Annotated in this window: 12 protein-coding genes; 9 read left to right on the forward strand and 3 right to left on the reverse strand. The window is 39.4% G+C overall.

The features are described from left to right. Window positions 1–58 precede the first annotated feature (58 nt). The 4 genes from GFS24_RS17695 to GFS24_RS17710 all read left to right on the forward strand — a co-directional run bounded on the left by GFS24_RS17695 (window position 59) and on the right by GFS24_RS17710 (window position 3420). The gene (locus GFS24_RS17695; RefSeq protein WP_153661577.1) at window positions 59–1438 is read left to right on the forward strand and encodes a hypothetical protein; all 1380 of its coding nucleotides are present in this window, start codon (window positions 59–61) and stop codon (window positions 1436–1438) included. A gap of 21 nt (window positions 1439–1459) precedes the next feature. Further along, window positions 1460–1927, forward strand: a complete 468-nt coding sequence (locus GFS24_RS17700) for a hypothetical protein (protein WP_153661579.1) — start codon at window positions 1460–1462, stop codon at window positions 1925–1927. A gap of 133 nt (window positions 1928–2060) precedes the next feature. Beyond that, window positions 2061–2807, forward strand: coding sequence for a hypothetical protein (locus GFS24_RS17705; RefSeq protein ID WP_153661581.1), 747 nt, complete (start codon window positions 2061–2063; stop codon window positions 2805–2807). Between the two features lie 13 nt (window positions 2808–2820). Next, entirely contained in the window at window positions 2821–3420 is a 600-nt protein-coding gene (locus tag GFS24_RS17710; protein ID WP_153661583.1) for an ATPase, read from the forward strand. Window positions 3421–3457: 37 nt separating this feature from the next. On the opposite strand, the gene GFS24_RS17715 is transcribed toward GFS24_RS17710, so the two are convergent. After that, complete coding sequence (locus tag GFS24_RS17715; RefSeq protein WP_153661585.1) at window positions 3458–4213, reverse strand: hypothetical protein; 756 nt, start codon at window positions 4211–4213, stop codon at window positions 3458–3460. Between the two features lie 66 nt (window positions 4214–4279). Between GFS24_RS17715 and GFS24_RS17720 the strand changes: the two genes are divergently transcribed. Beyond that, the gene (locus tag GFS24_RS17720; RefSeq protein ID WP_153661587.1) at window positions 4280–4492 is read left to right on the forward strand and encodes a hypothetical protein; all 213 of its coding nucleotides are present in this window, start codon (window positions 4280–4282) and stop codon (window positions 4490–4492) included. A 44-nt stretch (window positions 4493–4536) separates the two neighbouring features. Here GFS24_RS17720 and GFS24_RS17725 read toward each other — a convergent pair whose 3' ends face one another. Further along, window positions 4537–5100: a hypothetical protein gene (locus tag GFS24_RS17725; protein ID WP_153661589.1), complete on the reverse strand. Its 564-nt coding sequence runs from the start codon at window positions 5098–5100 to the stop codon at window positions 4537–4539. A gap of 387 nt (window positions 5101–5487) precedes the next feature. Further along, window positions 5488–5997, reverse strand: a complete 510-nt coding sequence (locus tag GFS24_RS17730) for a hypothetical protein (RefSeq protein ID WP_153661591.1) — start codon at window positions 5995–5997, stop codon at window positions 5488–5490. A 246-nt stretch (window positions 5998–6243) separates the two neighbouring features. Between GFS24_RS17730 and GFS24_RS17735 the strand changes: the two genes are divergently transcribed. The 4 genes from GFS24_RS17735 to GFS24_RS17750 form a co-directional block, all read left to right on the forward strand. Further along, a complete protein-coding gene (locus GFS24_RS17735) occupies window positions 6244–6861 on the forward strand; it encodes a hypothetical protein (protein ID WP_153661593.1) in 618 nt (205 codons plus the stop codon). 380 nt (window positions 6862–7241) lie between these two features. Further along, window positions 7242–7574 carry a hypothetical protein gene (locus GFS24_RS17740; RefSeq protein WP_153661595.1) on the forward strand — a complete coding sequence of 111 codons (333 nt, stop codon included), beginning with the start codon at window positions 7242–7244 and terminating at the stop codon, window positions 7572–7574. Window positions 7575–7899: 325 nt separating this feature from the next. Then, on the forward strand, window positions 7900–11382 hold the full coding sequence (locus GFS24_RS17745) for a SusC/RagA family TonB-linked outer membrane protein (RefSeq protein ID WP_153661596.1): 3483 nt from the start codon (window positions 7900–7902) through the stop codon (window positions 11380–11382). Between the two features lie 120 nt (window positions 11383–11502). After that, on the forward strand, window positions 11503–12176 hold a 674-nt coding region (locus tag GFS24_RS17750), incomplete at its 3' end, for a RagB/SusD family nutrient uptake outer membrane protein (RefSeq protein WP_173003112.1).

The raw sequence follows: 12176 nt of genomic DNA on the forward strand, positions 1-12176 counted from the left end.
AACTTTTTGAATAGTGAATGCCATTTATTTTTGCAACTGAATTAAATCTGCATTGACTATGAAAAAACTGTACGCTAACCCCACGGTTAGGTTTGTAACCACTTTGCTTCTTTTATTTTCCTGTAGTAAAGTTGAGAAGGCTCCGCTTGATGAATTGCCTTCCTATCTGCAATTATCTTCATCATCGGATAAGCGCCTCCAACCTTTGATCGATAGTATCTGGCATTATGAGCGTCATAGGCCGATCATCAAATCGATCATTTCAAAATACGGATTGGTTAATTGGGATAATGGTTTGATCGGCTACCGGGGGAAGACCCTGGTGGCCATTATCCCACTTTCTTTGCTGGGTGCTTCGCGGATCTCAGGGTTTATCGCTTTTGAAATGGATGAGGGGGTGAGGTTTAAATTATATGATGCATCGCGGCCGGAGCTTGGATTGAGCCGTGTGAATATCCGGACTGTTACCAATGTTGTGAATGCATTGAATTTCAAGGTATTTGGAGCTTCATTGGCGCGGATTGATGATCCTTGTGCGATGAGCCGGAGGGAGGCGGAGATCTTCTCTCAAGCCAGGAGTTCGAATCCTGGGAAGAAAATTCAGTTGAATGTGCGAACGATTGAAGTGACTACTTGTTATTCCTGGGTGACTTGTATTGGGGATGGGGAAGGGAATTGTGTGAGTAATGTTACGCATCATAGTGATTGTATTACGAATGCTTTCTGGACGCCGGATTATTATGTGGATTATTGGGGTTCTGGGGCGCAGGAGGAATATAATCCTGGAGGGAATGGTGATAGTGGGGGTGGGTATAGTAATGAGCCTTGTGGGGGATATGGGGTTGAGGAGGATGAGGGGATGGAGGCGTTTGTGGTTTTACCGCCTGAAAAACCGATTGAAAATATAAACCGATATGTGGATTGTTTTACAGCTTCCAAACGGGCGAAAATCACTTTTTATGCCGACCAGCCAATGGGTGGGATAGCGCTTGAGTTTAGTATGAAAGAAAAAGCAGGTCATGCCTTTATAACAATAGAGCAGACAATTAATGGCAGTCTAATTACGAGGTCCCTTGGTTTTTACGCACGAAGTAGTGTTGATCCTTTTTTTAGTAAAAGTAGTGTTAGCCAATTGGGAGATAATTCTAATGAAAGTTATGATGTTAAGCTTGCTGTTGACGTTTCTGGGTTGCAATTTGCGAGTATTCTTGAAATAATCAGGAATTATAGCCCTGTATATGATTTGGAAAAGTATAATTGTACAAACTTTGTTTTGGATATATCCGATGCTGCAGGATTGCATATTAATAGAACAATTGCAACATGGGGGGTTGGTAGTGGTTTAAATCCTGGTAGTTTTGGGCAAGATTTAAAAAAGATTTCAGGAACAATTTCAGAAAAAGGGAATGCTCCTGCTAATGGAGGGACTTGTGATTAAATAATATTTAAACGATATTTTATGAAAACGATTCACTTTATTTTGATAATAGCGTTACCGATATTTTCTATTAATACAGCCTATTCTCAGGTAGAAGAAAATAGGAATGAAAAACTTGTTCGAGGATTTTTAAAGAGTATTCAAACCCCTAATTGGAACTTTGATACACTATCCAATAGATATATTCTTTTCAGGAGTGATGAGTCCCCTCAATTTTCAAAAACTGAAAGGAAGGTAATTATTTCATTTGCGCTGACATATTTATCAATGGAATTGAATACTGTGAAATTCGATGAACTAATTATTAGACCTTATTTAAAAGCAGATTCCTCATTGCAAAAGATGTTTTTAGATGAAGAAACAAAGAGGAAATCTGTTATAGCTTACTCAAAGGATAAACTGTTTAAGAGGTATTTTTTACTAGAAGACGGGAAAATCATTTCTTTTGTTACTTTTCAACAGGGTAAAGTATTTATGCTTCTAAACTAGCCCACCCAATCCCCTCTATTCTATAAAGAGGGGAGTTTTCATTTTAGAATACGCTGTCCATTTCACTACTTGCATTCCTCCTCAAGGGATGTAGGAAATCCATTCTCATTACTGAACCAATCAAAAACCTACAATGGCTTCAAAAAACACAAACTATATTCAGCACTTAAATGCGTTTATTAAAACCTCACAGAAAGATAAACGCTTAAAAGGAAATCATATCAGCCTCTACCTGGCACTATTCAGCGCCTGGAATGATAGCTTCTTTTCCAAATCATTTAAACTCAATAGAACTAAACTGCTAAGCATTTCCCATATAGGTTCCTGTCATACTTACAGGAACTGTATGGCAGATCTGGAAATATTTGGATATCTCAGATACCATCAATCAATAACGAGAGGAGTTGCCAGTTCTGTCACTTTGATTCCGATATGGGAGATTGACATGTACAGAAATGCTCCAGCAACAGTAGCAAATATGCCTACTGATGATAGCAGAACTGCTCCAGCTGGAGACGCAAATATGCTTCCTGATATAAACAATACAAACAGTGTAAACAGAGAGAGAGGCAATGCTCCCCCTCCCAATAAAAAAAATAGTAAAGAACAAGGGCCAATTGCAAGACCTGAGAACCTGGATGATGTTGTGGCTTTTTTCCACTTGCTTGGCCAGCCGGAAACAGAGGCCGCCAAATTCTTCCACCACTATGAAGCCAATGATTGGCGCCAGGCCGGAAAGGTGCCCATCACAAACTGGCCAGCCGCCGCGCGGAAATGGATCCTAAACATTCACCCAACCCCAAAGCTTAAAAATGACAAACGAGCAAAACCGGGAAACCTCCACACCAACCAAAACAAAGGCTATTCAAACCCATTATGATTATTGCGCACTCTTGAAAATAGTAGAAGAGCGAGGGCAGAAATTATACGGAGAGCGATATGCAATTGAAGATATCGATCGCCCTACAATATTGAAACTGCTTTGCTATTTCCTGAGAGATGAAGGTGTTGCTGCTCACGAGGGGATCGATCTGGGGAAAGGGCTCCTTGTCACCGGGCCTATTGGATGCGGAAAAACGGCGATCATGCATATCATGTGCTCTTTGTGTGAAGGCTTAGGGAAACCTTACTTGGTTGATTGCAGGAACTTGAGCCATGAATTCAGCCAAAAGGGATTTGAGGTGATCGGTAAGTACAGCAAACAGGCCTTTTACCGGTATGTTGGTTTGCCCTTTCCGCCACAGACATTCTGTTTTGATGATCTGGGGTTGGAAACGCAGGTCAACTATTGGGGAAGCCATTGTCAGGTGATGGCTGAGATATTGCTTTCCCGATATAACCTATTTGTCTCAGATGGAATGATAACCCATGTTACAACCAACCTGAACACGGAAGAGTTGGAAGAAATTTATGGGAACAGGATCCGGAGCAGGATGCGGCAGATGTTTAACCTAGTCGCTTTTCACCCGGAATCCAGGGATAAAAGAAGATAAACCCACCCCGTAAAAACAGGGTAGGTAATGGCAAATATCAAACACGGGAAACTTTTACAAAGGCCATGGCATTGTGCGCAGTTGTTCTCAATGGCTGGCGCGTTCCATTGAATTCCTGGAGGAAAGAAATCCTTAATGCAAGAAATAGCGGGTGTTTGCTTTTGAGAGGGAGCTGTACCGTTAAGCTGATGTCGTCTGACAGGGTTCCATGCATTGGTAATTCGATACCGCTTGTTACTGCAGGAATGTATTTGTTGTTCACGAAATCTACTTCGGCGCCGGCAATCGTCAGCAGAAGATGGGTAGCATGGGATGGTCCTCTTGCAATCCTTTCCTGGTTCCGTTCATGAATGGTTACGGTCATTCTTCCTGTTTTTCTGTCGATAATGGCCGTATAAGGAGCGAGGAGCATTTTGCAAAGAGGTATCCTCTCATTGAACTCAAAACCTTCCAGGAGTGTTGTGCCACCATCGGTGATATTTCGCTTCCCTGGTTCGTTTAGCTTGTCTGCCCTTATTGCTTTCAGGGCTTCCCTGAGAAGGTGGGCACTGAGGTTCGAATCTTTTGCGAGGCTGCTTACGCCGGCGAATGCCCGGTATAAAAGGTTACCTGCTTTCCCGGCGTGGCCAAACTCAAGCATGCCGGCTCTTTGATGTGCGTATCCTTTGCCTTTAACCAGAGATTTAGGAGCCGGCTCGGGTTTGGGTCTTATGAAATAGTTGTCTCCTCTTTTATAGAAGATCATGTTGCCAATAGTACCTGTAATTTTTATGGGTCCTGCTTGTCTGGCCATGGTTTAACTTTTTTGTGGTGAAAGATGTAGGTAATAATTTATTCACTAAAACACTTTTTCCGTTCTATGTCCAGTTTTCAAAAGAAGCCATACCGGAGAACAGTTGTCTATTCAAAGGATGTGGCTACATATACCGGTAAAAGCCTGCGGGTCTCACAACGGATCCTTGCGGATATCAGGGTGGCTTTTGGAAAGCATAAATGTGCTTTAGTCACCGTGAGAGAGTTTTGCTTGTACTGGAATATTTCTGAAGAGGATTGGTGGGATAGGATGTCTTAGAATGAATAGAAGCCGGAGGAGATATTTCCTCCGGCTGATAGGTTCTATAACAGGAAATCTTTTACTGTTACGTTACCCGGCAGGTCTGCTGCCTGCACTCTTACTGTGCTGCCTGGCACATCCTGATTGGCATTGATAGCAGTATAGATCCAATAATGGCTATTGGGATCTGTTACTGCCTGGCCTTGTTCAATTGGATTGCCGGCTTGATCGAGAAGGATCACAGATACGGACTCTACCCTGAAGTTATCAATCGCATTGATGCGGATGATACTGTTTGGTAGGCCTGTATATGCGCTGCGATCTATCTCTATGATCTCAGGCGCCTTGAAGAAATCTGCCAGTGCCGTATTGTAAGCAGTACGGCCGGGTTTAGAAACAGCCTGGTAAGCTGCTTTCAGTGCTTCATTGGCGTTTACCGCTTTGGCGTAGTTTGTAGCCGCCTTGAATTTTTGATGGACGGCGATCTGGTCAGCGGTCAGCGGAATATTGGTTGGTTTTGGCGGCTTGCTCATGATGGTTTCACCATGGCGTTGCCGGAAAACGATCTGGCTACCAAATGTTCCGGTATTCCTCATCGTAAGTACGTTATCATTTCCTTTAGACATTGTATTGAATTTTTGATGTGAAATAATTGAGCAGATCAAGGTTTGCTCATTTAACCTTTTCGTACTGGATGCTGAGAACGTCTTCTCAGTATTTGGTACTTCGATATCGATAGAGCAAAATTACCTGCTGGGCAATCGTTCACAAAAGCGTTTGGCGCGATTGTACGCAATTGACGTTTTTAGTTCGTAATTTATTGGTAATGAGTTGATTGAAAAGTGCATGCTAAATTAACAGAAGGAGGAGCTTAGAGGATAGGTACGGTAATGATACGGTGATCTTACAGGGGTGGTATAGGATCGTTTATGTTAAAATAGTATAGGGGAGAGTTATGGGATTATCTATGAAAGACCCTGCGATAGAGCCTTTCATAGATGAGTAACTAAAGATTAAGCTTTCATGCTACTGAATCTTTCCAGGGCACCTATACTTATGTTAAGATAGGAGGCAATATCGCTTTTAGGTATTTTATCAAAGACCCAGGGCTTTTGGGTGATAAGGCTGATATAACGCTCTATAGGGGTGAATGTTCTTATTTCTTTTATTCTTTCTGCAATTTGGATACGATGGGCCTCCCTGATAGCTTTGTAGAGCTCTCTTGTCTCTTCGTGGGTCCTTAATAAATTGATTGCGTTACCATAGTTCATCTCAACAATGGTTGCTTCATCAGAGAGGATAATGTTACTATACCCTGAAGTCGGGATAAGGTATTCACCTTCTCCCCAGAACCAGGAATATATCCGGGATTTGCCATCCATAGAATAGAATTCCTTTGCATAACCTTGTGAAATAAAAATATTGGATGTTGCTTTAGGATGGGCTATGAGCCTGGGGACAGGTTTCATGGAGATGTCTCGGGATAGGCCGGATAAACAATAGAATAGGTCTTTGTTGATCATAAATGGATGTTTTTGGTTTTTTGAAATGGGTTTTATTGCAAGAGGTATATTTCTTTTTTTCGGGGGAATTGATTTCTATTCATTTTTGATTCATTATTAGAATTGGAGAAAATATCGGTGATACAGATACTTTCTCGGTTTTCAATGAAAGTTCTTTGCCAGATATTAAAACACTCCTAAATTCGATTCTTCAGCTAAAAGAACCACTAAGCCCCAATAGACAAACCATATTAAAATCCAATATTCATGATGAAAAATAATCAAACAGCAGCCTACGCTCAATTGTACAAAGCATTTTGCGAAATAGAAAATATGCCTTACCCCGAGTGGGAAGCGTTCATTGACAGATCTGAGATTGTTCAGCTTGGACAGTTTGATTTTTTTGCTATGCCTAACTGTTTATCCACGCACAGTTACTTTATTATTAAAGGATTGGTGGTGAGTTATAGGGAGCATAACAAAGAGAAGTCTGTTCATTGGGTGGGAAGTGCGAATGATTATGTGTGCAGTACTGATAGATTTCGGATTGCTTTTAATGAACAGTATCAGATCGAAGGTGAGATCATTGTTGCGGTGGAAGAAACGATTGCGATTAGGGTTACGCATAGTGATATGAAATGGCTTGAAGAGCATTGTGCAGTATTTAAGAGAAGGACGGATGTTTATGTGAAACAGAATTTTAAGTTGTTTCTTGAATTGGATGATATATTCATCATGCCGCCGAAAGAAAGATATGAGAAGATGCAGCGTGCTGTGAATTTTGGGATTGAGAGGATCCCGGATGTTTATTTGGCTTCCTGGCTGTGTTTAACATTGGGACAATTGAAGAAAGTTAGGGCATTTCTGAAATCTTACAAAGGTTAAAAAAGCATTTTTTAGCTTTCAAAACTGCTTTTTCGACTGCGGTAAAAGTTCAGTGTATAAGGTTATATTGGGCAGCGAGATCAAAAGCTTAAAAAAGGGTGAAGCCATTTTAATATTTATTTTGAAGCGACGTAATGCTTTGCTATGGCTAGTTTATCCTGTTTTAACTTTGTGTGTCTTAACAAATAGATAACCAGATTCTACTTTTATAATTCATTTACTTTATGGAGTTTCACACTTAACAAAACGAATTAAAACTCTAAAGGAACCAAAATTAAATGAACCGTATTTTCTAGCTCTCCTCTTTAGCTTCTCCATGCTTCCCTACCTATGTATTGAGTAAGTAATCTTTGGATACTGAATTACGGTCATCTACAACCATGATGACACCGATGGATAAAAAAATTACTGAAAGACATCATTTCATAATTAAGGAAGTGCACAAAAAAGAATGTAAGGACCTGCTCCTTTTTGCCATAAAATTTTTGAAGGATATTAGAGATGTGGCGCAGGAATGTTTCAATGCTTTAATGAGAAAACCAAACACTAAACGAGCATATTTTCTTTATTATCAGTGTACCGTAAATAAAGAAACACACACCCCGGATATACACGCAGCGCTTGACAGAGAGGAAAGTAAATTTACTATTGAATGGTTCTTTTCTTTCTTTACCCCTTATAGGAAAAAAGTAACAGAACTGGTTTATCTGTAGCATACATCTTACATGCAGGCTGTGGCCATTCCTGGAATCAGTGAGGAATCAACCAAAACTTACCTGCGACTATCACAAGCAACAATAAAGAACACCGGGTCATATTGATAGCAGGAATGCTCATATTTATCAAACTGTTCTAGTTCTTTTAACATTATACACCAAAAACTATCTGATGCAAGGCTGCTGTTCGTAGCGTAGCATTACAACATTTTTTATTGAAGATAGAAATTTTATTCACTCCAATTTGAGTGAGGCTGAAGCTTACTGCCTTAAAATGGCATTTTCAATGTAAAATCTGAACTAACCGCAAACAACTTTGACTATGATCAAGTACTACAATCTGGTAAAGCCATGGAGCCGATGGCTGTTTTTGTTGATGTTTCTATTTTCCCTACAAAGTAAAGCGCTCACACAGGATAGTATTCAGGTTTCTATCAATGCTGTGAATAAACCTATTGAGGTTGTGTTTAAGCAAATTGAGAATCAAACGGGGTATACGGTGTTTTATGGAAGGCCAACCTTGAATGGAGATGAGATGGTAACGCTTCAAACGCGTGGGAGCCTTTCTAGCATTATGAATACACTTATGAAGGGTAGGAATATCGCTTGGGCTTTGAAGGATAAGTCTATTATTCTTACTAAGAGGGCTGTTGTGGGTGAGAATGGGAATAGTAATCTAGATACTGTCCCTAAGGTTAACATTTCGGGGAGTATTGTTGATAAATCAGGAATACCTGTAGTTGGAGCTACCGTTTCGTTGCGCGGGCAGGGTATGGGGCAGGCTACTGATAATTTGGGACGGTTTAGATTCGCTAATGTACCGGATAATTCTACATTAGTTGTTTCTTCTGTTGGATATAAGCCAAAACAAGTACGACTTGGCGGAGAAACAGAATTTAAGATTTTTCTTGATTCTGCTATTACTGATATTCAGAAGATTGAAGTAGTGTCCACGGGCTATCAAGTGATAGCAAAGGAGCGGGTTACAGGTTCTTTTTTTCTAGTTGAGAATAAGGTTTTTAATAGGAGCGTTGGCGCGACTGTTCTAGATCGAATTAGGAATTTAGTACCAGGAGTTTATAGCAAAGTTGGAGCAGCCGATCCGTTAGATAATTTTACTATCAGAGGGGTAAGCACAATTAACGCGAATAAGCAACCATTGTTGGTTGTTGATAATTTTATTTATGATGGTGATCCTAATTCCCTTAACCCCAATGATGTAGAAAGCATAACAATTCTCAGGGATGCTGCTGCGGCTTCAATATGGGGCGTTCGTGCTGGGAATGGCGTTATAGTCGTAACAATGAAAAAGGGGCGCTTCACAAACAAGCCATTGGTTTCTTTTAATACTAATTTTAGCTTCGTGAAGAAGCCGGAGCTCTCTGCTCTTCCCTCAATACCTTCAAAGAGTATAATTGAATTAGAGAAGAAACGTTTTGCTGCTGGATACTTTGATGGCACTCTTAATAATGCATTTAGTTTTCCGGTTTTATCTCAAGTAGTTGAAATCTTAGCCAAAAGAAGATCTGGAGCTATTTCAGAAAGTGAGGCAGCAGCACAAATTTCTCTACTGGAGAATCACGATGTTAGAGATGATATTGATAAGTATTTATTGCAGACTGCTATTGCTCAACAATATGCTTTAAATGTTTCTGGTGGTGGTGAGAATTATCAATATTATGGATCAATTGGATATGACCGTAATCGCCCGAATAATATTAATATTAATAATGAACGACTGACCATTCGATTTAACAATACTTGGCAACCTATTAAAAGAATACAGGTTAAGGCAGAGATAAATTGGGGGCAATCCAATGGGCGAAGCCATAACTCCTTAGGATCTGGAAGTTATAATAATTTATTAACAGCACCCTATAATAGGCTAGCTGATATCAATGGTAATGCGACAGCGTTGCCAACAAAATATAGAATGAATTATGTAGATACGGTAAGATTTCCGGGACAACTTGATTGGCATTATTATCCACTTGATGAGGCAAATAATGGAGATTTCAGTAGTCGTAGCTATAATACACGAATTAACACCGGGATTAATTATTCTGTAATGCCAGGCTTGAGACTGGATGTTAATTATCAATGGCAGAAAGTATTATCAGATAACAAAACAATAAATGGTATAGCTACTTTCAGTACCCGTGATTTAATAAATAGTTTTGCAACCGTAGGGCCTAATGGCTTAGTTGTTTATCCGTATCCCCTGGGTGGAGTTTATAATAAGTCGAACAGCGACCAAACTGCCTGGAACCTCCGGGGCCTTTTAAATTTCGATAAAAGCTATAAACAACATGATATTTCTTTAATGATAGGTTTGGAAACTAGGGAAGTTAAGACTGAATCATGGGTAATGCCAGCGCAGTTCGGATACATATCACAAACAGGAACTTTCGGGGCTCTTAGATTAGGTGAATGGATATCACGGCCAGGACAATTTACACAAATATTATCAGCTGGAGTGGCTTCTACCAGGGGAACAATAAATAGATTCGGTTCTTCCTTTGGAAATATAGCCTATACGTACGATAGTAAATATGCAGTTAGTGGTAGTGCAAGAATTGATCAAAGTAATTTCTTTGGAGTTAAAGCAAATGATCGAAAGGTTCCACTTTGGTCAGCAGGAGTAGCTTGGTCGGTTTCGAAGGAAGAATTTTATAATATTGAATGGTTGCCAGATCTAAAACTGAGGGCCACTTTAGGTTATAGTGGTAATGTAAATGCAGGGACATCGCCCTTTGCTACTGCAGGCTACCTTAACCCTGTTACCCCTTTGTTTGTGCCATATGCCCAACTACTCACTTCTCCAAATCCGCAATTGCGCTGGGAGAGGGTGCAGAATGTTAATTTAGGACTTGATTTTGGCTCTATATATCAACGTATTTCAGGTAATATCGAATTTTTCAAGAAAAAAGGTATTGATCTTATTAGCAGTATTAATGTTGATCCTACGAGTGGATTTACAAGTTATACTGGAAATAATTCAAGTATTCAAACTCAGGGATTTGACCTAAGTTTAACAAGTAGAAATTTTGATAAAAAATTTAAATGGTACTCAACCATAATTTTTGCGTACCAAAGTGACAAGGTTATTGCGTATTCGGTTAAGCCCCCGGACTTGGGACAAACAACATCCATAATAATAGGAAAGCCTTTAAGTAATATTTATAGCTATCGTTGGGCAGGCCTCAATCCGAAAGATGGCGATGCTCAATTCTATTTGGATAATCAGGTCGTCAGTTCAGTTAATATTAATAAGGTAAAACAGGGGGACATGGTTTATAATGGACAAACTACCCCGCCTCTTTTTGGGGCTTTGCGTAACGACCTAAGTTATAAAAGCTTTTCCTTATCATTTAATATCACGTATCAATTAGGATATTATTTCAGAAGAGCGTCTTTTGAAGGTTTTTTGGGTAGCACATCAGGAATAGAATTATGGCAGCATAAAGATTATATGAATGCTTGGAAAGTACCTGGTGATGAAAAAACTACTAATGTTCCCGGATTTTTAGATTCTTATATGGATAGCAGGTATAATATATATAAAGAATCTGATATTCTAATAGAGAAGGGAGACCATATACGATTGGAGGATATTCGAATTGATTATGAATTGGTTAAAAATACGATTAAAAGAATGCCTTTTTCAAAAGTTTCATTGTATTTATATATTACTAATATTGGTTTTTTGTGGAAAGCCAGTCATTATAATCCTGATACGAGAGACGATGTGCGATCAGTTCCGAGGCAGAAGTCATTGGCGATAGGAATGAACATGAGTTTTTGAGTGTTTATGGTTATTCATTTTGATTTAGATATTTTCTATGCTGAAACATAAGATATTTTTACCTACAAAATACTCTATAACCTCTAGTTTTAGTTTCGTGTATACTTTAAATTTTTTATAATGAAAAACTATATAAAGTTAGTTGTGCCATTTTTAGTTTTGAGTTCTCTCTTTCCAATCTCTTGTAGGAGATCGGACTGGTTTGATATAAAATCAGATAATTCATTGACTGTTCCTGGGACGTTACAAGATTTTGAATATTTGCTAGATAATTTTTCTGTTATGAATACGAACTCACCTAGTCTAGCTGAAGTAGGATCGGATGGGCATTACATGCCTGAAACATATTGGGCGAGTTCAATGTATCCTGTTGAACGTAATACTTATGCATGGACGAACAAGCTTCAGACACTAATTGTGAATGATTGGAATAAGAGTTATGAAAGGATATTTCGATGTAATCTTGTTTTGGACGGTCTAAAGAAGATTACCCCATTAACCCCCAAGGATGTAGAAGTGTATAATAGAATAAAGGGAAATGCATTATTTCATCGATCCAAAAACTACTATGACCTTGTTCAAATATTTGGGCAACCATATAAAGCTGCGAGTGCGGCTTCTGACCTTGGTATTGTATTAAAAGAGGGAATAGATGTAACAGAAAAATCAAAACGATCATCAGTTAAGGAAACGTATGATCGCATTCTAACTGATTTGCTTTTAGCAATAGAGTTATTACCATCGACGGCAGCACTTCCGTCTCGTGGCGCTAAAGTAAGCGCTTTTGCATTGCT

It is taken from the genome of Chitinophaga sp. SYP-B3965 (assembly GCF_009647655.1).
Lineage (GTDB): Bacteria > Bacteroidota > Bacteroidia > Chitinophagales > Chitinophagaceae > Chitinophaga.

Bases quoted from the DNA above. Each gene is read 5' to 3' on its own strand.
- GFS24_RS17745 (WP_153661596.1), top strand. From the start codon at position 7,900: ATGATCAAGTACTACAATCTGGTAAAGCCATGGAGCCGATGGCTGTTT.
- GFS24_RS17725 (WP_153661589.1), bottom strand. From the start codon at position 5,100: ATGTCTAAAGGAAATGATAACGTACTTACGATGAGGAATACCGGAACA.
- GFS24_RS17700 (WP_153661579.1), top strand. From the start codon at position 1,460: ATGAAAACGATTCACTTTATTTTGATAATAGCGTTACCGATATTTTCT.
- GFS24_RS17715 (WP_153661585.1), bottom strand. From the start codon at position 4,213: ATGGCCAGACAAGCAGGACCCATAAAAATTACAGGTACTATTGGCAAC.
- GFS24_RS17695 (WP_153661577.1), top strand. From the start codon at position 59: ATGAAAAAACTGTACGCTAACCCCACGGTTAGGTTTGTAACCACTTTG.
- GFS24_RS17740 (WP_153661595.1), top strand. From the start codon at position 7,242: ATGATGACACCGATGGATAAAAAAATTACTGAAAGACATCATTTCATA.
- GFS24_RS17730 (WP_153661591.1), bottom strand. From the start codon at position 5,997: ATGATCAACAAAGACCTATTCTATTGTTTATCCGGCCTATCCCGAGAC.
- GFS24_RS17735 (WP_153661593.1), top strand. From the start codon at position 6,244: ATGATGAAAAATAATCAAACAGCAGCCTACGCTCAATTGTACAAAGCA.
- GFS24_RS17720 (WP_153661587.1), top strand. From the start codon at position 4,280: ATGTCCAGTTTTCAAAAGAAGCCATACCGGAGAACAGTTGTCTATTCA.
- GFS24_RS17705 (WP_153661581.1), top strand. From the start codon at position 2,061: ATGGCTTCAAAAAACACAAACTATATTCAGCACTTAAATGCGTTTATT.